The 25,548-nt window shown below is 71.2% G+C and carries 18 protein-coding genes; 7 read left to right on the top strand and 11 right to left on the bottom strand.

What is annotated here, in order from left to right:
• The first annotated feature begins 17 nt into the window (after positions 1-17).
• On the top strand, positions 18-1,661 hold the full coding sequence (locus WMF19_RS17940) for an FAD-dependent oxidoreductase (protein ID WP_437900212.1): 1,644 nt from the start codon (positions 18-20) through the stop codon (positions 1,659-1,661).
• A gap of 96 nt (positions 1,662-1,757) precedes the next feature.
• Here WMF19_RS17940 and WMF19_RS17945 read toward each other — a convergent pair whose 3' ends face one another.
• From WMF19_RS17945 to WMF19_RS17960, 4 genes are all read right to left on the bottom strand, one after another.
• Positions 1,758-2,288 carry a hypothetical protein gene (locus WMF19_RS17945; protein ID WP_437900213.1) on the bottom strand — a complete coding sequence of 177 codons (531 nt, stop codon included), beginning with the start codon at positions 2,286-2,288 and terminating at the stop codon, positions 1,758-1,760.
• 341 nt (positions 2,289-2,629) lie between these two features.
• A complete protein-coding gene (locus WMF19_RS17950) occupies positions 2,630-3,304 on the bottom strand; it encodes an O-methyltransferase (RefSeq protein WP_437900214.1) in 675 nt (224 codons plus the stop codon).
• A gap of 203 nt (positions 3,305-3,507) precedes the next feature.
• Positions 3,508-5,592, bottom strand: coding sequence for an alpha-amylase family glycosyl hydrolase (locus WMF19_RS17955; protein ID WP_437900215.1), 2,085 nt, complete (start codon positions 5,590-5,592; stop codon positions 3,508-3,510).
• Between the two features lie 103 nt (positions 5,593-5,695).
• On the bottom strand, positions 5,696-7,108 hold the full coding sequence (locus WMF19_RS17960; protein ID WP_437900216.1) for a cytochrome P450: 1,413 nt from the start codon (positions 7,106-7,108) through the stop codon (positions 5,696-5,698).
• Between the two features lie 400 nt (positions 7,109-7,508).
• Here WMF19_RS17960 and WMF19_RS17965 point away from each other — a divergent pair, with 400 nt between their 5' ends.
• Positions 7,509-8,378, top strand: coding sequence for a DUF899 domain-containing protein (locus tag WMF19_RS17965; RefSeq protein WP_437329811.1), 870 nt, complete (start codon positions 7,509-7,511; stop codon positions 8,376-8,378).
• A gap of 79 nt (positions 8,379-8,457) precedes the next feature.
• Here WMF19_RS17965 and WMF19_RS17970 read toward each other — a convergent pair whose 3' ends face one another.
• The 3 genes from WMF19_RS17970 to WMF19_RS17980 all read right to left on the bottom strand — a co-directional run bounded on the left by WMF19_RS17970 (position 8,458) and on the right by WMF19_RS17980 (position 12,051).
• On the bottom strand, positions 8,458-8,841 hold the full coding sequence (locus WMF19_RS17970) for a hypothetical protein (RefSeq protein WP_437900217.1): 384 nt from the start codon (positions 8,839-8,841) through the stop codon (positions 8,458-8,460).
• 98 nt (positions 8,842-8,939) lie between these two features.
• The gene (locus tag WMF19_RS17975; RefSeq protein ID WP_437900218.1) at positions 8,940-10,637 is read right to left on the bottom strand and encodes an amidohydrolase; all 1,698 of its coding nucleotides are present in this window, start codon (positions 10,635-10,637) and stop codon (positions 8,940-8,942) included.
• Between the two features lie 49 nt (positions 10,638-10,686).
• A complete protein-coding gene (locus tag WMF19_RS17980; protein ID WP_437900219.1) occupies positions 10,687-12,051 on the bottom strand; it encodes a hypothetical protein in 1,365 nt (454 codons plus the stop codon).
• A 642-nt stretch (positions 12,052-12,693) separates the two neighbouring features.
• Between WMF19_RS17980 and WMF19_RS17985 the strand changes: the two genes are divergently transcribed.
• Positions 12,694-13,143 (top strand): hypothetical protein, encoded by a 450-nt coding sequence (locus WMF19_RS17985; protein WP_437900220.1) that lies wholly within the window; start codon positions 12,694-12,696, stop codon positions 13,141-13,143.
• 158 nt (positions 13,144-13,301) lie between these two features.
• On the opposite strand, the gene WMF19_RS17990 is transcribed toward WMF19_RS17985, so the two are convergent.
• Positions 13,302-16,304 (bottom strand): hypothetical protein, encoded by a 3,003-nt coding sequence (locus WMF19_RS17990; protein WP_437900221.1) that lies wholly within the window; start codon positions 16,302-16,304, stop codon positions 13,302-13,304.
• A gap of 380 nt (positions 16,305-16,684) precedes the next feature.
• Entirely contained in the window at positions 16,685-17,059 is a 375-nt protein-coding gene (locus WMF19_RS17995; RefSeq protein WP_437900222.1) for a hypothetical protein, read from the bottom strand.
• Positions 17,060-17,480: 421 nt separating this feature from the next.
• Here WMF19_RS17995 and WMF19_RS18000 point away from each other — a divergent pair, with 421 nt between their 5' ends.
• Positions 17,481-17,930, top strand: coding sequence for a hypothetical protein (locus WMF19_RS18000; RefSeq protein ID WP_437900223.1), 450 nt, complete (start codon positions 17,481-17,483; stop codon positions 17,928-17,930).
• A gap of 195 nt (positions 17,931-18,125) precedes the next feature.
• Here the strand turns inward: WMF19_RS18000 and WMF19_RS18005 are convergent, their stop codons facing one another.
• Together WMF19_RS18005 and WMF19_RS18010 are read right to left on the bottom strand one after the other, a co-directional pair.
• On the bottom strand, positions 18,126-19,355 hold the full coding sequence (locus tag WMF19_RS18005; protein WP_437900224.1) for a hypothetical protein: 1,230 nt from the start codon (positions 19,353-19,355) through the stop codon (positions 18,126-18,128).
• 229 nt (positions 19,356-19,584) lie between these two features.
• Positions 19,585-20,661 carry an aldo/keto reductase gene (locus WMF19_RS18010; RefSeq protein ID WP_437900225.1) on the bottom strand — a complete coding sequence of 359 codons (1,077 nt, stop codon included), beginning with the start codon at positions 20,659-20,661 and terminating at the stop codon, positions 19,585-19,587.
• 179 nt (positions 20,662-20,840) lie between these two features.
• On the opposite strand from WMF19_RS18010, the gene WMF19_RS18015 reads away from it, so the two are divergent.
• From WMF19_RS18015 to WMF19_RS18025, 3 genes are all read left to right on the top strand, one after another.
• Positions 20,841-21,368, top strand: coding sequence for a MerR family transcriptional regulator (locus tag WMF19_RS18015; RefSeq protein ID WP_272098291.1), 528 nt, complete (start codon positions 20,841-20,843; stop codon positions 21,366-21,368).
• Positions 21,369-21,750: 382 nt separating this feature from the next.
• Positions 21,751-23,460 (top strand): hypothetical protein, encoded by a 1,710-nt coding sequence (locus WMF19_RS18020; RefSeq protein WP_437900226.1) that lies wholly within the window; start codon positions 21,751-21,753, stop codon positions 23,458-23,460.
• A 21-nt stretch (positions 23,461-23,481) separates the two neighbouring features.
• Positions 23,482-25,524: a G8 domain-containing protein gene (locus WMF19_RS18025; RefSeq protein ID WP_437900227.1), complete on the top strand. Its 2,043-nt coding sequence runs from the start codon at positions 23,482-23,484 to the stop codon at positions 25,522-25,524.
• Positions 25,525-25,548 lie beyond the last annotated feature (24 nt).

The raw sequence follows: 25,548 nt of genomic DNA on the forward strand, positions 1-25,548 counted from the left end.
CTGACAGGAGACAGCCAATGAATCCGTCGCTGAGCACGCATGTCCTCGTCGCGGGGGCAGGGCCCACTGGCCTGACCCTCGCGTGCGACCTGGCCCGCCGTGGCGTGGCGTGCCGCATCGTCGACAAGGCGCCATCCCATTTCGCCGGCTCCCGCGGGAAAGGCGTGCAGCCGCGCACCCTCGAGGTCCTCGACGACCTCGGGGTGGTGGACGCGGCGATGGCCGCCGGAGCCCCTTACCCGTTGATCCGCGCCTACGACGGCGATGCGGTGATGGGCGACTGGGCCATGTTCGAGCGCCGCGCGCCGGCGCCGGACGTGCCGTATCCGAACATCCTGCTCCTCGGGCAATGGCGGACGGAGGAGATCCTGCGCGCCCGGCTGGCGGACCACGGCGTCCGTGTCGAGCTCGCCACCGAGCTGACCGGCTTCGAGCAGGACGGCGATGGCGTGACCGCCACGCTGGTCCGCGCGGGCGAGACGGAGCGGGTCCGCGCCGGCTACCTCGTCGGCGCGGACGGGGGGCGCAGCTCCGTGCGGCGCGCGCTCGGCGTCGGCTTTCAAGGGGAGACGCTGGAGGCGGACCGAGCGCTCGTGGGCGACGTCCGCGCCGATGGGCTCGACCGCGAGCGCTGGCACGCCTGGCCGAAGGCGCGCGGCGGCCCGATCGCGCTGTGCCCGCTGCCCGGCACGGAGCGCTTCCAGATCCTGATACCGATCCACGGCGACGAGGCGCCCGAGCTGACGGTGGAGGCCGTCGAGAGGCTGTTCCACGAGCGGACGGGGCGCTCGGATGTCCGGCTGCACGACGCGAGCTGGCTGTCGCTCTACCGGCCCAGCGTGCGGATGGTGGACCGGTACCGGGTCGGCCGGGTGTTCCTGGCCGGCGACGCCGCGCACGTGCACCCCGCGGCCGGCGGGCAGGGCCTGAACACCGGGGTCCAGGACGCCTACAACCTCGGCTGGAAGCTCGGCCACGTGCTGGCGGGAGCGCCCGCGGCGCTGCTCGACACCTACGAGGAGGAGCGGCTGCCGGTCGCCGCGGCGATGCTGGGCCTCACCTCGAGGCTGCATCGCCGGATCGCGGAGGGAAGCGCGGGCGAGCAGCGGCGCGGCCCGGAGACGCAGCAGCTCGGCATCAGCTACCGCGGGAGCTCGCTGGCCCGCGGCGAGGCCTGCGACGAGGCCCATGACGAGCACAGCGCGCCGGCGCGCGCCCTCCCGGGGGACCGAGCGCCCGACGCGCCCTGCCACGACGTCGCGGGGGCGCCCGTCCGCCTGTTCGATGTGTTCCGTGGCCCGCACTTCACGCTGCTCGCGTTCGGCGCGGCGCACGGGGACACTGTCGCGCGGGTGAATGCCCGGTATGGCGCTGCCGTGCACGCGCGCGCCGTGGTGCAGCCGGGGGAGCCAGCCGGCCGGCGCGTCCTCGTCGATACGGACGGGCACGCCCGCGCCGGCTACGACGTCGACGGCGATGCGCTCGTGCTGGTCCGCCCGGACGGCTACATCGGATGGCGCGCTTCGCCGGGCACGCCCGAGCAGCTCGAGGACTACCTCCGCCCGCTGGTCGGCTTTGCTACGGCTGAGGTTGGCGGTACGCTGAATCCGATCGAGCTACCGCGCAGGCCACGCGACACCTCTCGAAGTGGCGTCTCCTGACGCGACCGCGGGCTCCGCCCGCGCAGGAATGGACCGAATCCCCGCACGCGCGCGCCCGCGAGATCCGCTCACGCGCCCGCGCGACCCCAGAGAAAGTCAATGCCCGCGCCAAAGCCGCTTCAGTCGTGCGAAAAGTCCTCGTTGCGTGTGCGCGCGAGGAACAGGGGCGACAGGCTCCGGAGGGTCGAGGTACTCAGCAACCATCAGCAACGGGCCCACTTGCACATTCACCGGTTTTCCAGGCCCCTCGGGAGACGTGCGCTGTCCGAGCTGTCGTAGTGTCTTGAAGGTCGCGCTGCGTTGGAACATCGCTTGCCGCTGCGCTTTCGAACATCGCTCCGCCACCGACATACACGCGACGAAGACGGGCTCTGCCGCCAGGGGTCGATGCTCGAGGGAAGCGACACCGCTCGACGGGCGGTGAACACTGTAGTGGTCGGGCCACGTGATCTTCTCGCTTCGCAGCCAGACTCGCGCCGCTGAATTCGGCGCGAAGGCGACCACGCGGCGCGCGACCGCCACGTCAGCGCCCGCCTCGAGCAAGATCTCCAAAAGCTCCGAATCGGCGATTGTGTTCCTGCGTGCGACCGCCTTGAACACGACGCTAACCAGTTTTTCGAGATCCACGAACACCCGCTTAGCACGGACGCGCGTCTGTCTCACGCCGAGCGCGTCGTCCGCGATTCACGCAGGCGGGCCCTCCTTGCCTCGTAGCCGGGGCAGCACGGCCGAGCCGCGGGTGCATCGTCGGGTCTGCAAGGGACGATTTCAGGATCGAAAGCTCCAGGGGTTCCCTGACGGGCAAGTCCTTGAAGAAGGCGTGGAAAGGCCCTGGCCCGTGTCCTGCTAGAGAACCAGGGCAGAGCGCCCGTGACGGCTTCCCCCCCGCCGTCGAATGGGCGCTCTTTTTTTTGTGGGCCGGCGCGGGAGGGTGCGAGGAGCGCCCGGCAGACGCTGGGCCGCTGCGGCTACGGATCCTCGGTGACGAGGACGATGGCGAGACCGTCGTATCCCTTGCTGCCCACGGTCTGGATCGCGGTCGCGCTCACGCGTCGCTCGGCGGCGAGCAGCTTGTTCAGGCGGCGCACCCCCTGGACGCTGGGATCGGCGCTCTCGGGGTCGATGATCGCCCCCTTGCGCACGACGTTGTCGATCACGATGACGCTGCCGCGGCGGGAGAGCTTGAGCGCCCACGCGAAGTAGTCGGGATTGCTCGGCTTGTCGGCGTCGATGAAGATGAGGTCGAACGGGCCGCGGCCCTCCGCGGCGAGCTTGGGCAGCGTGTCGAGCGCTCGCCCGAGGCGCAGCTCGACGATGTCGGCCAGCCCGGCGCGATCGAGGTTCGCGCGGGCGACCTCGGCGTGCTTCGGCTCCGACTCCAGCGTGATCAGGCGGCCGACGGCAGGCAGCGCCCGCGCGAGCCAGATCGTGCTGTAACCCCCGAGCGTGCCGATCTCCAGGATGGTTCGCGCCCCCTGGATCCGCGCCAGGAGATGCAGCAGCTTGCCCTGGTTCGGCGCGACGTTGATCGGCGGCAGGCCGGCCGCGGCGCTGGCCGCGAGCGCCGCATCGAGCGCGGCGTCGGACGGCACGAGCGTATCGGTGAGGTAGCGATCGACGGCGGACCATTGCTCCTGAGACATGAAAATCATCCTCCTCCCGTCGCGGCGACCACCGTCGCGGCGCACGGGTGAGCTGAGCGCCAGATGTTCAAACTTCCTGCAGCTGACAGAGACGCTGAGCGTCCCGATAGGGACGCCTCGCGGCCACGTCAAACGTTGGATGTTTGTCCGTTATAGCAGATGTGTGCGGTGGGCGCAGCGCCCGCCGCCGCGCAGGGCTCGTCCTACCGCGGCACGAGGACGCGGACGTCCCAGGGCGCGAGGTCCAGCGCGAGGGCGCCGGCCCGGAGGCGCGAGGCGGCCTGCGCGCCGCTCAGCGCGTCGCGCAGGCCGCCTCGCGCGTGGGCGGCGAACGGCTCCGGGACGATGAGCCGCTTCCTTACCGGTCGATCGCTGAAATTCAGGACGACGAGCGCGAAGCGGGACGCGTCGTCGCCGTGCCTGACATAGGCGAAGACCTCGTCGTCGGGCCCCCCGGCGTGGACCGTGAGGTGCCCCCGCGACCGGAGCGCCGCGACACCGCGCCTGAGCCGGATCAGCCGCTCGTAATGCCGCGCCAGCTGGCCGCGCGGGGGCCGTGAGACCGGGGCGAGGCCGCCGTAAGGCTCGTACTCGGCGCCGAGCTCGTCGAACGTGTAGACGCACGGGATCCCCGGCAGGGTCAGCAGCGCCGCCGCAGCGACGCGCGTCAGCCCCGGCCCGTGGCGGGTGATGAAGCGCGCGCCGGTGTCGTTGTTGTTGATGAACCTGAGCGTTCGCTCGGGGCGCGCGGCGGTGGCGGCGAGCGCCGCGCCGAGCCGGGCCGCGATGCCCCGCGGCGCGCCGAACACGTCTTTCCAGGCCCAGTGTCCGAGCTCCTCGGTCCAGTCGTAAGCCGCGTCGAACCCGTTCTGCAGATAGTACGGATCGCGCGCCGAGGCCTCGGCGATCAGCGCGACATGCGGGCTCACGCGCCGGAGCTCGGCGGCCCAGGGGGACCAGAGCTCGCCCCGCCGCTGCTTGATGCCCCACGCGGCGTCGACGCGATAGCCATCGATGTCGAACCGGCGCACCCAGTGCAGCGACGCCTCGAGCATCCAGCGCGCCACCTCGGCGCTGTCGTAGTTCAGGTTCGGCAGGTGCTCCCAGTCGAAGTAATGCGTCGGCTCACCGCCGTCGTCGCGATCGTAGAAGTCGAAGGTGTGGGCGCGGTTCGAGCGCCGCTCGGCCTCCCGGAAATACGGGTGCTCGGCCGATGTGTGGTTGGGCACGAGATCGAGCAGCACGCGCAGGCCGCGCCGGTGCGCGTCGTCCACGAGCTCGCGGAGATCTTGCTCGGTCCCGTAGTCGGGGCGCACGCTGAAGTAGTCGGTGACGGCATACCCGAAGTCGCCCTCGGGCGCGGCGAAGAGGGGAGATAGCCAGATCGCCGTGGCGCCGAGCCGCTCGATTGCGGGGAGGGCGGCGCGGACGCTCTGGAGCGGCGGATCGCCGAAGAACGGGGGCACGACGCCGTAGAGGACGGCGTCGTCGATCCACGCCGGCGCGGTCGCGCCAGGGGCGGCTTCGAGCGGCGGCGCGACCCGCGCGGCGTCGCCGCGGCCGCGCTCGTCGCGCACCCTGAGCTCGTACAGCGCCTGACCGCGGGCGTCGGGCGCCGGCAGCTCGAGGCGAGCGCCCTGCCCGAGCGGCTCCGGCGCCGCGCCGCCGCGCAGCCGGAACCAGTCGAAGGCGACGATCTCGGCGCGCGAGCGCTCGCCGGGCTCGCTGCTCGTCGCGTCGAGGACGAGCTTGCCGCCGGCCAGCGCAGCGCGGGCGCGGGCGCGCGGCCTGTCCTCGAGCCGGACGCGGTAGGTGACGGGCGGAGAGTCCAGGTCGCCCGCGCTCGCTTCCCGGCAGCGCGCGACGATCTCGTTCTCGCCCTCGATCAGCGGGATGTCCGCGAAGAACCGCTGCTGCTCGATCGCCGCGGGGAACACGTCGCCGCCCACCCGGATCGCGCATTCCTCCAGCGTGCCCGCGCCGGCGAGGGCGCCCTGGATGCGCGCGCTGAAGGCCCAGACGTCGGCATCGCCGGCGTGCAGCTCCAGCCGGGCTTGCGCCGATCCGGACGGGCGCGGCGATACCGAGGGGGTGACCGACTCGCACGAGGACGCCGCCAGGAGCAGAGCGGCAGCCCATCCGAGCCGGGCGAGCAGCCGAAAGCGACGTGATGGGCCTTCGACGCGCTGTGGCCGGACACCGGTGCTCGCGTCGAGCGAAACGACCGGCGGAGGTGGGGATGCACAGGGAGAGAAGGCGGCCGTCGAGCGGAGGAGACGTCTCAGCATGGGGGCGATGCGGCAAGCGGGGGAGCCCCTCTATTCCAGATCCACCCCCGGCGATCCCCGAAGCGCAGAGAGCGCGGAGCTTTTATGTCGTGATCTTCTCCATCTACTCCATGTCCGCTATGTCGTGGCCTCCACGGCGATGCATTCCCGTGCTGGGGCTTCCTCTGCGCCTCCTCGCGCCAGGATCAGGCGGCGGCGCTGAGACGCGATTGCGGGCGCGCACGACGAGCGGGACGCCGCCCGACGGGCTCAGCGTCAGATTGCGGCGCACGGGTCGGGGCGGCCGCTCGTCGAGCAGGCGGAACTCCCATGCCGAAAGCGCCACGCCGAGCACGATCTTCATCTCGAACATCGCGAAGGCCGCGCCGATGCAGCGGCGGTGTCCGCCGCCGAACGGCAGGTACTCGAACGGGGAGAACTTGCGCTCCAGGAAGCGCTCTGGCCTGAACCGGGACGGCTCGGGGTAGAGATCGGGGTGGTGGTGCACGAGCAGGATGCAGGGCGCCACCCCCGTTCCCGGCAGGAGCTCGTGCTCGCCTAGGCGGAACGGCTGCGCCAGGAGGCGCGGGGACTCGGTGACGATCGGATAGATGCGCAGCGCCTCCTTGCACACGGCGTCGAGGTAGGGCAGGGCGGCGAGGCGCTCGGGGTCGGGCTCCGGGCCGAGGGCGTCGATCTCATCGCGGAGGCGCGCGAGGACGCCGGGGTTGCGGTGCACGTGATCGAGGGCCCACGCGAGGGCGAGCGCCGTTGTCTCGTGCCCGGCGAACAGCAGCGTGCGGAGCTCGTCGAAGATGGCCTGATCGCTCATGGTCGAGCCGTCGTCGTAACGGGCCGAGACCATGAGGCTCAGGATGTCGTCTCCCGGCGCCGCGCGCGCCCGCTCGATCTGCCCGCGGAACAGGGCATCCAGGTCATCGACGCGCCGGCGGAAGCGCGCGTAGGGGCCGAGGCCGCCGAGGTCCCGCTGCAAGAACGGCAGGAAGGTCAGCGCCGGGGTCAGCGCGTCGGTCATGGCGACGACGGCGCTGGCGAACGCGCTCGTTCGAGACGGCTCCTCCACGCCGAACACGGCGCGGATGATGACGTCGAGCGAGATCGCCTGCGTGATCTCCTGGGCGACGGCGCGGGGCGCGCGCGCCGCCTCGGTGAGCCGACGGGCGGCGGTGTCCGCCATCGCCGCGGCGTAAGCGCGCATGCGATCGCCGTGGAACGGCGGTGTCAGCAGCTTCCGCTCGCGCCTGTGGCGCTCGCCCGAGAGCATGAGGAGCGAGTGCTCCCCCACGAGGGGCGCGATCGCCTTGGTGGCGAAGGGAAGGAATGTCTCTGGCGGCGCCGTCAACACTTCTTCCGCCGATCTGGGGCATCCGGCGATCACGACGTCACCGCTGACCACGGGGACGTTGAAGACATCCCCGTACGTGGAGGCGCACCGCGACAGGAACTCGAAGGGACGGGTGATGAACTGGTAGGTCGTCAGAAGTCGGCCGCGCGGGCCTCGAAGCAACTGGCTCATGGCGTACCTCGGCGGGAGCTCGGTCTCGGGGGCGCGCGGCGCCTCGCCGGGATCGATACCAAGGATGGGCTCGGCGCGCCGCTCCGGCAGCGGCGTCGGGCGCCAATGTTGCGACGGATGGCGCCAGGTGGGGGCGCGCCGCGCGCTGTCCGCCCGACCAGGGCCATCGTGACCATGCTGCCGGGGCCGGGGCCGGCCGGCGCTGCCGCGCTCGCCCACCGGAGAGCTCGCCTGGGGCATTACGCAATGCTCGTGCCATAGGCGTAGCGGCGGCCGACGACATTTTTGATGGATGCACCGATGAGTTCTGCGCGCTCCGGCAGTCCACCCCCCCGAACCTATCCCGCGGCAGCGCCCGCACCGGGCGAGGCCCATTCCCGATGACAATGGAGACGTCCCCATGACCCGGATCGAACTGCCCCGCGTCGTGTCGCGCGCCGAGTGGCTGGAGGCACGCAAGGCGCTGCTCGCCCGCGAGAAGGAGCTGACCAGAGCGCGCGATCGGCTCAACGCGGATCGCCGGCGCCTGCCGATGGTCGAGGTGACCGAGCCGTACGAGTTCTCGGGCGCCCACGGCAAGCTGCGCCTCCTCGATCTGTTCGAGGGCCGGCAGCAGCTCATCGTCTATCATTTCATGTGGCTGTTCGAGGACGACGGCACTCCCAAGGATCGCGGCTGCCCGAGCTGCTCGGGCTACGCCGATCAGATCTCGAAGGGCCACCTGCGGCACTGGCACAACGTCGGCACCACGTTCGCGTTCATCTCGCGCGCTCCCTGGGAGAAGATCGCGCCGTTCAAGGCGCGTATGGGCTGGCCCGTGCCCTGGTACTCGTCGGCGGGCAGCCGCTTCAACCACGACTATCACGTCACGCTGGACGAGTCGGTCACGCCAGTGGAGTACAACTACCGAACGCCCGCCGAGCACGAGCAGGCGGGCTCCGCCTATTATCTGGGGGGCAAGCAGCCCTTCGACCTGCACGGGCTGAGCTGCTTCCTGCGCGACGGCGAGCGCGTGTACCACACCTACTCGACTTACGGGCGCGGCACGGAGTCGACCGGCGGCTCGTACTATTTCCTCGATCTGACCGCGCTCGGGCGCCAGGAGGAATGGGAAGAGCCCAAGGGGCGCAGCACCGGGCTGGGCGCCAAGGCCGGCGACGAGCGCATCCGTTACCCCGACGAGCAGGAGGACCTGTCCGATTCGAGCGGCGCGCGGCCCGCGGCCGCCGCTCCCGAGGCGGACGACTGTTGCTCACGGATGCGCCGCTGAACCGCGGGTCCCGCGCCACTCTCGGCGAGAGCGCGACGCCCGAGCTGCCTCGCTCGCCGTCGGCAGGAGTGAACGCCGCTCACCGCGCATCGAACCTCACGTCCAGGTCCGGGTACTTGCGGGCGAAGTACTCCAGCGCCAGCCACGTGTGGCAGTGCCGGACGTCAGGCTGGTGCGCCGTCGGGCAGTTGCAGCCGAGGAACACGTCACCTTGCCGGGCCTCCTGCGCCAGCGCGTCGAAGCGCTCCCGTTGCTCCGCAAACCGCTCATCGAGCGCCGCGAGGTAGGCGGCGCGAAACCTCTTGAAGCCAGCTTGCGAGGGGTCCGACAGGAACTCTTCGACCATCTCCGGGGTGGGCCTCAGGACGTGGTGCGTGTGTTTGCGCGTGTCGTACCGCTTGCCTTCTGGCAGCGGATCGTCCTCCGGGCGGCGCCCGCGGACGAGGTGGTAGCGTGCAAGCATATACGCTCATTCCTCCTTTCGTTCGTCGTTGGGATGCGTCGGCCGCGACGTCTCATGGCGGTCCGGACGAAGCGCGGCGCGCAGCACGAGCGCGCCTCTCACCGCGGCGCCGGCGCGCGCGCCACGCGTCCGCCCACGACCACCATGTCGATCGGCGTGTCGACGAGCGAGCGATCGGGCGAGAGATCGCGGCCGAGGACCGTCAGATCGGCCACGTAGCCAGGCGCGATCCGGCCCCGCTGGCCCTCGGCGAAGGCCGCGTACGCGGGCGCCGCGGTGAAGGCCAAGAGCGCCTCGTCGAGGTCGAGCCGCTCCTCGGGCATCCACCCGCCCGGGGGCTGGCCCGAGAGATCCTGCCGGGTCACGGCTGCGTAGATGCCGAGCAGCGGTGAGGCGTCCTCCACCGGGAAATCCGAGCCGAACACGAGGCGCGCGCCCGATGAGAGCAGCGACCTCCAGGCATACGCGCCCTTCAGGCGATCGGCGCCGAGCCGCGCGGGCGCCCACGGCATGTCGCTCGTCGCGTGCGTCGGCTGCATCGAGGCGATCACCCCGAGCGCCGCGAAGCGCGGCAGATCGTCGGGCGAGAGGATCTGCGCGTGCTCCACCCGGAACCGCAGCGCCGCCGCCCGCCCCGGGCCGAGCGCCTCGAACGCGTCGAGGACGGCGCGGTTGGCGCGGTCGCCGATCGCGTGCACCGCGAGCTGGAAGCCCGCGTCCGCGACGAGCCGCGCCGCGCGCGCGAGCGCCTCGCGATCCATCAGCAAGAGCCCGCTCGTCGAGGGCTCGTCCGCGTACGGCGCGAGCAGCGCCGCGCCGCGCGAGCCGAGCGCGCCGTCGGCGAAGAGCTTGACCCCGCGCAGCACGAACATCGCCGTGCCTGTCGGGTCCACGTCGGGCGTGCGCGCCTTCAGCCCCTCGAGCTGCCCGTCGCCTGCGAGGTAGGCGTAAACGCGGATCGGCAGCCGCCCGGCCGCGGCGAGCGCGCGGTAGACGGCCACGGTCTCGTCGTCGATGCCCATCTCGTGCACGGCCGTGAGCCCGGACGAGAGCGCCTCCTCCGCCGCGCGCAGGATGCGCCGCTCGCGCACGGCGGGCGGGTCGGCGGGGATCCTGGCCTCGATGAGGCCCATCGCGTTGTCGACGAAGACGCCCGTCGGCTCGCCCGCGGCGTCGCGCAGGATGCGCCCGCCCGGCGGATCCTGCGTGCCTCGACCGACCCCGGCCGCGCGCATCGCCACGGCGTTCGCCCAGAGCGCGTGCCCGTCGACGCGGCGCAGCGCCACCGGGTGCTCCGGCGCCGCCGCGTCGAGGGGGGCGTGCGTGGGGAACGCCGCGCCCGGCCAGAGGTTCTGGTCCCAGCCGCGGCCGGTGATCCACTCGGACTTCGGGCGGGCCTTCGCCGCCCCGGCCACGATCGCCGCCGCCGCCTCGGCGCTCGTGGCGCCGCGCACGCTCAGCGTCTCCAGCGCGACCCCGAGCCCGTAGAGATGGGCATGCCCGTCGACGAGACCGGGCACGACCGCGCGCCCCGGCAGCTCCTCGACGCGCGTCCCGGGCCCGACGAAGGCCTTCGCGCCGGCCGCGCTGCCCACGAAGACGATCCGCTCGCCGCGCACGGCGACCGCCTCGGCGCGCGGGTTCCCGGGGTCCATGGTCCGGACGACGCCGGCCGTGATCACGAGATCTGCGGGCGCTTCGGGCGTCGACGTCGCGGCGGACAGGCCCGGCGAGGCACAGCCGGGGCCGAGGCTGCCGAAGAGGCTCAGGAGCGTCGCTCGGAGCGCGTTCGACATGAGCGCCACCCTAGCACCCGCACGGGGCGCGCAACGGCGCGGGAGGGGGCTACCAGAGGCTCAGCGTGACCGCGACGGTCAGCAGCGGCAGCGGCGCGAGCACCGCGATGAAGAAGACGAGGACGTCGATCCGCGCGATCCGCGCGCGCCCTCTATCGAGCAGCCGGGCCTGCTCTCCGGCGACGATCTCGGCGCCGCAGAGATCCCCTCCGCGGTACGTGCCCCCGGACGTCGGTCCGAGGACCACGACCGGTCCGGGTGGCAAGCCGCGGTCCGCGGCGCGCACGGGAGGCGAGCCGTCCGCGAAGTCGAGCCAGCCGTTTTCCGCGAGCACCGCGACCCTCGCCCCCGCGATCCGCGCGAGGGCGCGGCGGGCGCGCCAGCGATGGCGGAGCAGCGCCGCGGAGAGCAGCGCTCCGCAGGCCGCGACGGCGATCGCGCGCCGGTGGGCGCCGAGCACGTCTGCGACGAGGCGCATGGACGCGGGCCTCGGGAAGAACCGCGGCGCCGTGAGGACGACCGGACCTGCTTCGCCGCCGCGAGGGGCATCGTAGATCGATCCGTCGAGCACGATCAGCTCGCCCAGCTCGTGGTGTTTGGCGAACGGAGACGCTTTGCGAACGAGCGGCGACGCCTGGCGGATGATGAAAGAATCGCGGGGATCGATCCAGCCCGGCTGCTGCGGGCACGCCTCGGGGTCGACCATCGTGTACGTGCCGCGCTGAGACAGCCACGTCACGAGCTGAGCGTCGAAAGGCCTCCCGGCCTCCTCCACATCGAGAAAACACCTCTCGGACAGGCTCGGGCACAACCGGCGCACCCCCAGCCGACCGATGGTCACTTCGTGGATGCGCGTCACGAGGGGCGGTCCGGACGGGTCCGACGGGCCCTCTGCGATCATCGAGGGCGCCCCCTCGACGGGTGGGACGGCTCCGATGGTCGGAAGGGACGCGATGTGATCCTCCGGATCGCGCTCTCGTACGGCGTGAGCGGTCGATACGGCAATGAGGCCCGTGGTCAGCGCGAGGACGGCGACGCTCGCCGCATGGAGAGCGCGCGGCGGCACGCGGACCATGGTGGTCGTCATGGCAGCGAAGAACACCACCCCGAGGGCGCCGACAAGGGCGGACATGAGCCCGAACACGCTGCCGATGGCCGGCAGCCACTCTCGCCATACGTGCCAGGAAGGGGGGATGTCGGGGCACGTCATCGCATCCCGGGTCATGCGGAAGAAAAGGTACGCGAGCGGAAGGACGAAGAGGGGAAGGGAGACGCGCAGCGCAGGGCTGCGGGTCGCGGCGGCGACGCAGAGGAGCGCGACGAACAAGCCCGCCTCCACCACGAACCAGGGGACGGCCACGTGCTTGCCCGCGAGGATGGCGAATGCGACGCAGGGGCCAACCAGGACCCCCACGCACGCGGCGTGACCCCTCGGAGGGTCCGAGGAGAAAGAGGGGGGATGATCGCCCGATGCCAGCATCAACGCTCCTTGAGCTTCACCGAGGCGCCCCGCCCACGTCAGGACCACCCGGGCGCCGAGGAGCGCGCTGCACGCTGCGCGCCTAGGAAAACCGCGCCCCGGCCTGCATGTCCGACGATCCCATGGGGCGCCGATCGCCGTCAAGGAGGCCGCCGGATCGCGACGGGCGGCGCCGAGCGTTCGAGCGCGGGGTTTCCGGGGGAGCACCGGCTGCCGCGGCGGAGCTGGCGATCGAGCCCGAGCCTGCCGCGGCCTCCCGGACCAGAGAGCACCAGGGAAGACATCTGGTGGAGGCTCGCGCCGTCGGCGTGGGGGCTCTGACCTCCACCGCGCCGCGCGGCCGCCCCCCTGCGCCGCGCGGCGGAGCCCGAAAACCCCGAGAAAGAACGTCTTCTCCACGGCTCCTGGGCGCACCGGCGGCGGCCCGAAGCGCCCCGACAACCTGGCCTGCCGGTTGCTCTATCGGGATGCGACGCCGCGAGACAGCGACGAAGGCCTCCCAGGCGACTCGGTATCGCCAGAGGCCGCCGAGACGCGATCTCGTGAGCGTGAACCCCGACTCAAGGATACACCACCATGAAGCTCAAGAACCTGCTCCTCTGCTCGCTCATCTCGTCCTTCTCGCTCGTCGGCTGCATCGCCGAGCCGCTCGACGGCGACAGCGCCGATGAGGGCGCGAGCGACGCCGCCGAGGTCGTGGGGGAGGGCGCCGAGGCGATCATCGGCCCCGGGGGTGACGACGGCGGCGGCACGGTCACCAAGACGGTGAACCTCTCGTGCTCGATCACCTTTCCGAGCATCTTCAACCCGAACGCGGCGATCAAGAACACCTCGCTCTTCGCCGTTCCGGACTCGGCGAAGATCACCTTCACGGTCACGCACTACTACGGCGATCCTGGGCCCTACACCCGCTCGGTCACCGGGCCGCTCGCCAAGGGGCAGACCAAGCTCGTCCCGCTCTCGCACCCCGGCGCGCTCGACGCCTACGGCTGCACCGCCAAGGCCACCTGGACCATCCTCGACTGAACCCGCCGCAGCTGATCAAGCGGTGGCTTCCGAAATCGGGGTCGTCGTCCAGTGGGTGCGAATCCTGCACGGCCCCGAGCGCACCACGACAGCGGTTCACTTGATGATGTTCTTCAGTGACATGGTCCCATGAGGGCGCCGATCCGCGAGGGCGGTCATCATGCCCACGACTTCGCCGTGGTGGGCTGGCAGTGCTTGACAAAGAGCGTGCCATTCGATCGACGGATGAGCACGACCTCGAGGCCCACCCAATCCTCTTTCACGGGGTTGCCGCCCTGGATCGAGATCCACAGCTTTCCGGCCCTGTGGGTCGTGTACTTCATCAGCGAGGTCTCCGCGTCCACCTGCAAGCCGTTGATCTCCGCGCGATGCTGGTGCAGCACCCGCGCGAGCTGCGTGGCCATCCCATCGAGCCCGCTGGTGATGCAGGCGTTGGCGCCCACGTTTCGGCGCAACTCGGCCGCCTCTTTGGCCGAATTGTCATTGTTGGCATAGTGTTCGGCGCAATTGCGGCCGGCGCTTGTCTGGAGCAACGCGCGCGCGTCGTGCACACCATAATCCTGCTGGGCGAGCAGCTGGTTCGCCCTCTGCTGGTTGCCGCCCGTAGACTTCAGCGCGAAGAGCCGCTCGTGCACGACGTCTAAGGTCCCGGCGCCGTTCGTCGCGTAGTCGAGGGCATCCTGGGCCTGTTGACCGGCGATGCCCCACGACTGCACAAGGACCTCGGCGGCCTCTTTCCCGAGAGGCGTCCCCTGGGCTTCGATGAGCAGGCCCGCGGCGGCGGGGTCGCCCATCACACGCTGTCCACATTCGAGGAGCCAGAACAGACGGGTATTGGGGAGCGTGGGCGCGCTCGCGAGGATCTCCATGGCCTTGTCAAAATCGTCGATCACCCACCGTAGCGCGTGGAGCACGTTCAGCGCGCGATCGGACCCGAAGTTCGCGCTCGCCGCATAACGGAGCATGCGGTCGAACACGAGGAAGCTGCGACCGAGCGGCCAGAGCTGGTGGTCAGCGAGGATCGTGCGCCAGTCCGCGTCGGACAGAGGCAGCGCGAGCAACTCGGTCAGCTTCACGCAGCGATCAAGGGTGTAGTAGCGGGACAGCAGCTGCGCGACTGCCACGGCAGTGGGGCCCTTGCGGACGACGTCGCAGGCGGCTTTCAGCAGCTGGGCGGTCGCCGGCAGGTTCGCCGCCAGGCAGGCCGGCGCGAGGCTCTCCAGCAGCGTGAGACCCTGAGTGAACTGGAGCTCGACCGAGGCGAGCTGCAGCCAACTGTGGAGCTCCCTAGCCTGGTAGGCCCTCCTCACCGCGTCGCCGAGCTGGGGTTCGGTGCCGCGGTGGGTAAAAAACCTCTCGGCCGCGGTGAGAATCTTCTGGTCTGCGCCGTAGTTGCCAAGCAAGGCAGGGAGGTTTCGCTTGACGATGATCGTGACCTTCTGGGGCGGACCTTTGAGCGCAGCCTCGATGTCGGTGGTGCCGATGTCCGCGCACGACACGTTCACGATGCCCGCCTGGACCGGGACGCCCCCGACCCAGGTGACCTGACTCGCGGCGGCGGGCGGCGAGGTGACGGCTCGGATCACCACGTCGGTTGTCCCCTTGAAGGCCTCCCAGGCGCCACTGCCATTGTCCGTGGCGTTGGCGACATCGAGCCGGACGAGCACCGGGTGCACGGTGAGGGTGTCGGCGCGGGACGCGCCGCGCAGCGACACCCGCACGTTCCGCGAGCCGAGCTGATCGCACGAGACCTGAGCGGTGTGTTGGTCGCCGCTGGGCGCGGCGCCCTCCCATTGGAGCTGGCTCCAGGCGTCCGGTACGTCGGGGGAGGTGGTGGCCGTCGCGGTGACCGTCGCAGCGGTGTCGTAGGACGCTTCTTTGGTGCTGAGCACCAGCGAGACGAGCACGGGGTGCACGGTAAGGGTGTCGGAGCGGGACGCGCCGCGCAGCGACACCCGCACGTTCCGCGAGCCGAGCTGATCGCACGAGATCTGAGCGGTGTGTTGGTCGCCGCTGGGCGCGGCGCCCTCCCATTGAAGCTGGCTCCAGGCGTCCGGTACGTCGGGGGAGGTGGTGGCCGTCGCGGTGACCGTCGCAGCGGCGTCGTAGGACGCTTCTTTGGTGCCGAGCACCAGCGAGACGAGCACGGGGTGCACGGTGAGGGTGTCGGAGCGGGACGCGCCGCGCAGCGACACCCGCACGTTCCGCGAGCCGAGCTGATCGCACGAGACCTGAGCGGTGTGTTGGTCGCCGCTGGGCGTGGCGCCCTCCCATTGAAGCTGGCTCCAGGCGGCCGGTAGGTCGGGGAGGGTGGTGGCCGTCGCGGTGACGGTCGCAGCGGTGTCGTAGGACGCTTGGTTGGCGCTGAGCACCAGCGAGACGAGCACGGGGTGGACGGTGAGGGTGTCCGAGAGGGGTTTGCCGCGCAGCGACACTTGTACGTCCCGCGACCCGAGCTGATCGCACGAGACCTGGGCCGTGTTGCCGTTCGATGACGCGACGCCATGCCATACCAGCTGGTCCCAGGCGGCCGGTAGGTCGGGGGAGGTGGTGGCCGTCGCGGTGACCGTCGCAGCGGTGTCGTAGGACGCTTGGTTGGCGCTGAGCACCAGCGAGACGAGCACGGGGTGGACGGTGACGGTGTCCGAGAGGGGTTTGCCCTGCAGCGACACTTGCACGCCCCGCGAGCCGAGCTGATTGCGCGAGACCTGGGCCGTGTTGCCGTTCGATGACGCGACGCCATGCCATACGAGCTGACTCCAGGCGTCCGGTACGTCGGGGAGCGTGGTGGCCGTCGCGGTGACGGTCGCAGCAGGGTCGTAGGACGCTTCGTTGGCGCTGAGCACCAGCGAGATGAGACGGAACACCCGCACGACGAGCTCGTCCTCGACCCCGCCGAGGGTCGCCCCGATGATCTGCTCGTCGAACACCGCGCGCGGGACAGCGCGCAGGTTGGGGTTTCCAGTCACGGGAGCCCCGCCGGTCCACTGGATCTGGGCCCACGTCTCCTGATCGTCGGGAGTGGTCGTTGCCCGCACCAGCACCACCCCGTCCTCTTCGTGGAGCGTCCACCAGGTCCCGCGGTGAAGCTCGGCGTCTCTCACCACGTCGAGCCGCACGAGGAAAGGATCGAAGACCGTGACGTGATGGGAGGCGAGCATCGGGCCGAGGCATGCGAACACCACGAAGTCGCCGGCCTGCGAGCGGGGGACCAGCCGGTGCCGGGGACTGCCCGCGTCGAGCCCCCCAGCCCACGCGATCTGGTTCCAGGCGGTTCCGTCGTTGGGGATGGTATCCGCCTCGAGCAGGACGAAGCCGGCGGGGTGCGTCGTCGTCCGCGAGGAGTTGGGCCCCGTCGGCGCGGCGCCGGCGATGACCCTGAGATTGATGAGCACCGGGCGGCGATCCCGGCAGGCCAGGACGGGGTCGCCGACCCGCCTGGCGCTGTGCTCGCCGAACGCCTGGTCGCGCGCTTCCTGCCTGGGTGACGGCTTGTGCCGCTTCGCAGGCGGGGGGTCGTAGCCCGTCGGGATGTTGCGTTTCATGGCGACCCGTCGCCTCCCAGGGGAAAGCCTCGTGCTTCGGCCTCGTCCTCGAGGGCCGGCATCTTCAGATCGCCGTGGAGGGCGGGATCGCGGAGGATGCGGGCGATCCAGGGGTGGGCGGGATCGGCGTCGAAGCCGGGGCCGACGTCGAGCATCCAGTCGAGAAACTGGATCGCGTGATGCTCGAGGGTGACGCCGTAGCGGCCGGCGCGGACCACGCCTTCCTCGATGAAAGCGCGGAGAGCTGCGTCGCCCAGCGCCTCGCAGGCGGGGCCATGCCAGCGCCGGAGATAAGCGGCGGTCTGATCCAGGAAGCGGTCCCTCTGCAGGGCGGCGAACGCCGCCTTCTGGTGGCGTCGAATGATCAACATGGGACCGGCGGCCAGGGACCAGAGAGCGTGGGAAGCACGAGAGCGGATGCTACGCGGTGGGGATGGCCCGCACAACGCTCGCCGGACCCTGAAGGAAGCCGTGGTCGGCGTGCGGTGACCGTGCGAGGCGGTGGAGGCTCGCGCCGTCGGCGTGGGGGCTCTGACCTCCACCGCGCCGCGCAGCCGCCCCCCCGGCGCTGCGCGGTGGAGCGCGAAAACCACGAAAAAGGCCTTCATTCCCGCGGATCCTGGGCGCACCGGTGGCGGCCCGAAGCGCCCCGACAACCTGGCCCGCCGGTTGCTCTATCGGGACGCGACGCCGCGAGACAGCGACGATGGCCTCCGAGGCGACTCGGTATCGCCAGAGGCCACCGAGACGCGATCTCGTGAGCGTGAACCCCCGACCCAAGGAAACACCACCATGAAGCTCAAGAACCTGCTCCTCTGCTCGCTCATCTCGTCCTTCTCGCTCGTCGGCTGCATCGCCGAGCCGCTCGACGGCGACAGCGCCGATGAGGGCGCGAGCGACGCCGCCGAGGTCGTGGGGGAGGGCGCCGAGGCGATCATCGGCCCCGGGGGTGACGACGGCGGCGGCCCGGTCACGAAGACCGTGAACCTCTCCTGCTCGATCACCTTTCCGAGCATCTTCAACCCGAACGCGGCGATCAAGAACACCTCGCTCTTCGCCGTTCCGGACTCGGCGAAGATCACCTTCACGGTCACGCACTACTACGGCGATCCTGGGCCCTTCACCCGCTCGGTCACCGGGCCGCTCGCCAAGGGCCAGATCAAGCTCGTCCCGCTCTCGCACCCCGGCGCGCTCGACGCCTACGGCTGCACCGCCAAGGCCACCTGGACCATCCTCGACTGAACCGACCCTGCTGGTTTCTTTTCGGGATAATTCACAGGGAGTCGGGGAGACGGGGAGTGAAATCCCGCCAATCTCCCTGCCTCCCCGACTCCCTGTTTAAATTTTATCTGCTCAAATGCCAACAAAATGAGGGGGTTGTCAGGCTCGGAGCGAGGTGTGGACGACCGGGCACGGCGCGCTGTGCGATGCCGTCTCTCATTCCCCTGCTTCGGTACTGCATGTGATGTTGATCCACCCTCGACGGCCTTCGATCGCGCCGCCGATGAACCGGAGTGGCCATGGGTGATCCGAACGCTCGCAGCGCCACTGCGATACGAGCTCCGGCACCTCGGTCGCGCAGAAGCCGCTCGGGCATCCTGGACAATCGAGCGAATGCCGGCAGCTCTCCAGGTCGGCGCCGGCGAGCTGCACGACCTCGCAGCGGCGCAGCTCCTCGCCGCCGCGCTCGACGAACGTGGGCTGCCCGCCCGGATCGCGCTGGCCTCGCGCGGCATCGCAGCGCTCGAGATCGGCCTGATCGATCATGACGTTGCAAGCGACCACGCCTCCGTCGTCCACGGCGAGCGGGTGGGCCTGGCAGATGAAGCCGCAATCGGCCCAACCCGGGTGAAGGAGCATGTCCCACGTGTCCTGATCGTCGCAGCGCGAGGTGATCGGCTCCGCGCGCACGAGCTCGCTCCACGCCTCGAGTCGCGTGCTGCCTCGGTCGACGGTGCGACAGGTCCAATCGGGCGTGGTGAAAGGCCCGGCCACCTCCGTGTCCAGGGTCATCGACAGCGCCGTCTGGCTGGGTACGTCGTCGGCGACGTGCCCGGGGCCATCGTCGTCGCGCGTGCTCGCGACGAGCAGCCTCGCGAGCCTGCCCTGGGGCAGTGACCTGACGAGGGCTACCTCCGCCTCTCCCACGGGTGCGAGCGCGCCCGTGACGAGCTCCAGCGCGCGCCTGGCCGTCCGTAGCGGGCGGTACTCCTCGCCGGGCTCGGCGAGGCGTTGCCCCAGCGCCTCTGTCACGCCTGCCATCACCGCCTCGACCTCCTCCTCGTGCGAGGTCTGCGTGATCCACGCGAGCGCGGGGATTTCCCTCGAGGTGAGGAGCGCCGTAGCGTCGGGCGCGCTCGGCCGCGCGACGACCACCCGGATATCGCCGGGGTGCCACTGGGCCGGATCCGCGCTGCCACATGTTCCCCACCGCGATTCGATAACGGCAAGGAGGCTCGCGCGCATGCTCTGGGCGACGCGCTCGCGCAGCTGCGCGGCTTCGGCCGTATCAGCGTCATCGACGACCAGGACGATGACCTGCGGGCGCTCCTCGGTGAGCTTTCCGCCCTCGACCAGCTGCGAGGTTGTCCGGGGGAGCACCGCCACGGGATCCGTGCCGCACGCCACCGCGGCGAGCGCCAACCATGGGAGATGGAGAGACCTCATTTGCCACATCACGGGCGGTGTTGGCAACACGCGTACCAGTGAGAACGGTGCTCTCCAGGCCGAGAAGAGCGCTATTCCTGCGGCATCCGAAAGGGGGCTGAGCGCGCTCCATGCCAACGCGGCGGCGCGCGGCGCCAACCCAGTTGCTCAACCCGAGCGAGCCGCTCCCTCCCGGAGTGGTGACGCTGGATCCGCGACTGACCCGCGGAGGCCTCGGGGATGAGGCCCGCTACTTGTTCGTCTGGTGCTGGCGGGCGCGATCCGCGACCGTTTGCCCGCCGGGGACGCCGCGCACGTCGCGGTTCTGCCACTCCAGCATCCAGCCGGGGTATTCGGGCGGCAGCGCGCTCGCCTCGTCGAGCTGCTTGACGTGTTCGGGAGAGAGCGTGACCTCCGCGGCGGCGAGGTTGTCGGCGAGCTGCTCCCGCGTCTTTGCGCCGATGATGACGCTGGTGACGAAGGGGCGAGTCAACTGCCACGCGAGCGCGACGCGCGCGACCGAGAGGCCCGTGGCGCCCGCGACCTCGCGCAGCGCGCCGAGCACGCGCGGCAGGCGGGCGCGGTCGACGGGCGGGAAGTCGAAGCTCGTGCGCCGCGCGCCGTCAGGGCCGCCCGGCTTCTCCGGATCGAACTTGCCCGACAGCATGCCGCCCGCGAGCGGGCTCCAGGGGAGGATCGCGATGCCCTCCGACTGCGCCAGGGGCACGATCTCGCGCTCGATGTCGCGCCCCGCGAGCGAGTAGTAGACCTGGGCGCTCTCGAACCGCGCGAGGCCGTTCGCCTGCGCGAAGCCGATCGCCTTCATGGCCAGCCACGCGGGCAGGTTGCTGAAGCCGACGTAACGGGCCTTGCCCGAGCGCACCACGTCGTCGAGGGCGCGCACCGTCTCCTCGATGGGTGTCACGGGATCGACGCCGTGGATCTGGTAGAGGTCGACGTGATCGAGCCCGAGCCTCTGGAGGCTCGCGTCGATGCTCGCGAGGATGTGCGCCCGCGAGAGGCCGATCTGGTTCACGCCCGGGCCCACGCGTCCGCGCACCTTGGTGGCCACGACGACCTGCTCGCGCGGGCGGCCCAGCGCCTTGAGCGCCCCGCCGACGAGCCGCTCCGACTCGCCTTCGGCGTAGACGTCCGCCGTGTCGATGAAGTTGACGCCGCTGTCGAGCGACGTACCCACGACCGCCTCGACCTCGCCGGTGCCGAGCGCGCCGATCACCTGCCAGAAGCCCTTCCCGCCGAACGTCATGGTGCCGAGGCAGAGCTCGGACACGTAGAGGCCTGTCTTCCCCAGGAGCTTGTATCGCATCGTGCCTTCTCCCTTGTGTGTCCGGGAGGGGTAAGGCTTCGAGCGCGCTCGAAGTCAAGGGGCGGCTGGCGAAACAAAACGAGGCCGGGGGCGCCCTTGACTTCGAGCGCGCTCGAGCTTTTACCGTGACGGGTCCCGAAACGCCGCCGGCCCTCCCCCGCGCGGCAAGGAGAGGTCCAGTGCAGCCCCGCCGAGCAGCTGATCGCCCTCCGCTCTCCGCCATCGACGTCCGCCCCCCTCCCGCGGAGCGCGCCGAGGCGCCCTCGGGAGCGGCTGACAGGCTGACCATCGCCGAGGTCGCTGCCGCCACGAGCACGAGCACGCACACGCTGCGCTACTACGAGCGGATCGGCCTCATCCAGCCGATCGCGCGGGCGCGCAGCGGCCACCGCCGCTACGGTCCCGACGACGTGCGCTGGGTCGTCTTCCTCCGCCGGCTGCACGAGACGGGCATGCCCATCCAGCGGATGCTCGCCTACGCGACGCTCGCGCGCCGGGGCGACGCGACCATCTCGGAGCGTCGCGCCCTGCTCGAAGCGCACCGCGACGAGGTGGCCAGGAAGCTCGCCGAGCAGCAGGCCCACCTCGCCGGCATCGAGAAGAAGGTGCGAATGTACGAGGAGCTGGAGCGTCAGCTCGCCGAGAAGAGCGGCCGCGACGCGCCCGCGCCCGGCCGTCAGCCGGCGGCCTTCGTGCCGAGCGCCTGATCGCCGATCGTGCCAGTCCTTGTGCGCGGCGCCCTGCGCCTCCTCGATTCGCCCTCAGCCAGGCTGGCCGGCCGGTGAACCCCGTGAAAGGCTCGTATGAGCCATGTCACCAGGGTGAAGTCTTCTCGTTCAGAAGACATTGCCAACAGGGTCTCTGGTTGTAGGACTGAGCCCTGCCCGAGGCCCGCGACAGTCGCTTGCCATGTCGGCCGCTGGCAGCGACCAAGAGACGCTTCCTCGTAGACAAGGGTGCGACGGGAAGAGCAACTCCAGGGCCTGGACGACCTGCTCGCGTGTGCGCTCCCCCGGGGAGGATGTGGGTGTATTGTTCCTCGGCGTTGAAGCTGACGAAACCCTCGACGGCGACTGATATGCTGCGGCCGTGCGATGGCTCGCCCAGCTTGCGCTCGCCGTGATCCTGATGGGGTGCGCGCCGGATGGAGACGAGGATGCAATTTCGACCGCGACCTCGCTCCCGATTGAGGTCCTCGGCGCGCCGGGCGCCGCCGTCGCGGTCACGATCGACGTCCCCGGCGACGTCGCCTCCGCGCCGGGCGCCGCGCTCGCGCTCACGGTGCACAACGTCGTCGAGGCCGACGCGGCCTACGTGGTGGTGAACGACGCGGCGCCGATCGACCTCGCCGCGCCGGGGCTGCGCAGGCCGTCGGGCGGCCACGCGACCGCCACGCTCCCGCTCCCCGAGGGCACGCTGCGCGCGGGCGCCAACCGCGTGGTGTTCCGCTACGACCGCCAGGTCCGCGACGTATCCGGGTTCCGCGTGATCGACGTGGCCGTGGTGTCCGGGGGGCGGCGGGGTACGGCCGACCTCCCCGCCGACGACCCCGCCGCCTGGACCGCGCCGTCGGCCGACGCCGATGCCATCGAGCGCGGGCGGCGCTTCTTCACCGAGGAGAGCCGTGACGGCGGGCCTGTGTGCGCGCGCTGCCACGCCGACGATGGCGCCGACCTGGCCTACTTCGCGTTCTCCAACCACAGCGTGATCGCGCGCGCCGAGCACCACCTCTTCACCCCCGCCGAGGCCGCCGACGTGGCGAGCTACGTGCGCTCCCTGGCCGTCCGCCCCGTCGGACGCGTGATCGATGCGCCGTTCCAGCCCGGCCCGCAGTACGCGGGCGCGGCCGGCGCCGGGCACCAGGCCGTGCTCGACTCCGACGAGGCGCTCGGCGCCGCGCTGTTCCCTGGCGGCTTCCCCGAGGACCCGGCCTGGGACCTGGCCGCGTCGTTCGACTCCTCGGCCATCGCGCTCCCCGTCGAGACGCCGTCGTGGATGCGCTGGCTGCCGCGCAGGATCGACGAGACCTGGTTCACGCGCGACGACGGCCGGCTCGCCGAGGCGCAGGCCGCGCTCGAGCGCGACGGCACGCTCGAGGCCGCGCGCGCCTTCGAGAGCGCTGCGGTGCAGATCGGCAAGGAGATCCTCATCACGACCGGCGATCACGCCGGGCGCGTGGAGCTCCTGCGTTACGCCGCGATCAAGCTGTGGGACTGGCAGCGGCGCCACGGCGGCTTCGACGGCGCAGACCACGGCTTCCCCGACGGCGGGCCCGCATTCCCCTACGAGGTCGGCTTCGCGTTCTTCGAGGCGGCGTTCGCCGAGGCCGTGCCGGACGCGATGGCGCAGACCTTTTCCTGGTGGGTGGCCCAGGCCGCGGTCAACCCCGGCCGGGGCCACACGTCGGGCGATCGACCGCTGAACTGGAAGGACGTCCTCACCGCCGCCGACGGCGCCGGCGCCGGCCCGTGGACGATCATCTACCTCCACCTCGTCGGCAGCCTGGAGGAGTCGCAGGGCGCGCTCGCCGACGACTTCGGCACCGATCGCGGGCCGGTGCGCCTGCTCGCCGTGCCGCTGCGGCGCGTGCCCGGCCCGATCCGCGCCTCGCTGCTGCGCCGCTTCCTCGCGCGCGAGGCGGCGTTCCTGGCCGGCGGCGGGACGCTCACGTCCGATCATCACGTGGTCCTTGGCAACGCCTGGCGGGATGGGTGTGAGGGGCTCGCCCTCGACGAGCGCGCGGAGCTGCGCGCGCTCGCGCCGCCCGAGGTCGCCGCCGACCTGGCGGCGTGTTCCTAGGCGGCGATTGCTGGAGGAACGATGGTTCGAACACGTCTCGCGCTCTCACTCGTGGCCGCTGCCGCGCTCGCGGCCTGCGGCAGCTCGGGGAACGGCCCCGGCGGCTCTGGCGGCCCCGACGGTCCGACCGCCGACTGCCCCGACGGCGAGTCCTGCTCTTTCTGTGACGCCACGACCTGGGGCGGCGCGCTCCCGAGCGCGGACACCGACGTGGTGATCCCGTCAGGGAAGGTCGTCGTGGTCGACTGCCCCGCCGAGGCGCACACGGTCCTTGTCGAGGCCGGCGGCACGCTGCGCGCGTCGCGCGAGGCGTCGGCCACGCTGACCCTGCACGGCAACCTGGTCGTGGAGGGGACCGTCGACTACGGCACGCCCGACGACCGCGTCCCCGACGGCGTGGCCGCCGAGATCATCTTCACCGGCATGCACGACGAGGACTACGCCGGCACGCCCAGCGCGGTGGAGGGAGGGGACGCCTCGCAGTCGGTCGACACGCCCATCTCCGTCGTCGACGGCGACGTCGGGGTGTGGGTCATGGGCGCCGGGCGCCTGCTCGCGGCCGGCGCGCCCAAGCGCGCGTGGGGGAAGCTCGTCGAGGGCGCGGGCGACGGCGACGCGGTGTTCACCGTCGACGACGCGTCGGGGTGGAAGGCCGGCGATCGCGTCGTCCTCACCCCGTCGGCCCCGCTCGCCGGCGGCGAGGTGGCGGTCGACCAGTTCGATGAGGGGACCATCGCCGCCGTCGACGGCAACGAGGTGACGCTGGCCAAGGCGCCGGCGTTCACCCACGACGGCTGCGCGGACTGCCTGCGCCGCGCCGAGGCCGCGAACCTGTCGCGCAACGTGGTCATCCGCTCGGCCGACGACACAGCGCACGCGCACATCCTGGTCGCCGAGCAGGGGCACGCGCAGCTCGACAGCGTGGAGCTACGCTGGCTCGGCCCGCTGATCCCGTGCAGCGGCGGCGCCGAGGGGACCGCGCTCCCCGCCCGCCGCGCGCCGCTCTGGTTCCACCAGCAGAAGGACGCCTCGGCGGGCTCGTTCGTGCGTCACGCTGCGATCTGGGGCGGCGAGCTCCACTTCATCATGGTCGAGCAGTCGAACGACATCGAGATCAGCGACGTCGCCGGCTACGACACCCAGGGAGTGGGCTTCGGCCTGTTCTACGACAACGGCGCGTGCGGCACGTTCTGTGACGATCGCGAGAAGGCGCCGGCCGGCGTGCTCCTCGACCATGTGCTGGCCGCGCGCGTCGGCATCCCCGAGCGCGTCGACGGCTGCATCCGCGTGGACCACCGCATGACCGGCATCGCGGTGTCGGGCGGCGAGGGCTCGGGCGCGCGCGACTCGGTCGCCGTCGGCGTGGGCTACGACGGCACAGGCGAGGACGTCTCCGGCTTCGGCTGGCAGGAGGGGGGCTCGGGGCGGCCGGCGGACTTCGTCTTCGACGGCAACGTCGCCCATCACGTCCGCGGGCACGGCGCGATGATCTGGCACAACATCGAGGTCGCGCAGCCGGCGTACCGCGACAACGCGTTCTGGTCGAACGGCCACTATGGCGTCCTCTGGGGTGCCTACGTGAATCCGCTGCTGTTCTCCGACGTCGTGGCGGTGGACAACGGGCTGGCGTCGATCGGCGTCAAGGCCATCCCGCTCGACGACACGGCCCGCATGCAGGGCGGCACAGTCGACGACATCAAGATCCTGGCTTACGTGTTCATCCAGGAGAAGCCGGCGATCTTCGATCAGGTGACGTTCACGGGCGATCGTCCGGTCGCGGTGACGCAGCTCCACGAGGCGTGCGACGGCGGCGACGAGGAGGACCCCGCCGATCCCGACTGCCTGCGCGTGTGGCTGCGCTTCATCGATCCGGTATTCCCGGCGGGCGTGCTGCCGTTCGATTTCGGGCAGACGTTCAACCGCTACTCGACCTGGGAGGTGCGCGGCTTCTCCAGCCCCGACTTCCCGGACCTGCCGGTCGACTTCGATCTCTACCGCGCCGACAACGAGGTCGAGGGGGGCGCCTACTTCGCGCCGTTCGACGCGTGGCTCGTTCCACGTTGATGCGGCGAGAAGCACCGCCGCCCG

The sequence above is a fragment of the Sorangium sp. So ce124 genome (genome assembly GCF_051525235.1).
In the GTDB taxonomy this organism is placed as follows: Bacteria; Myxococcota_A; Polyangia; order Polyangiales; family Polyangiaceae; genus Sorangium; species Sorangium atrum.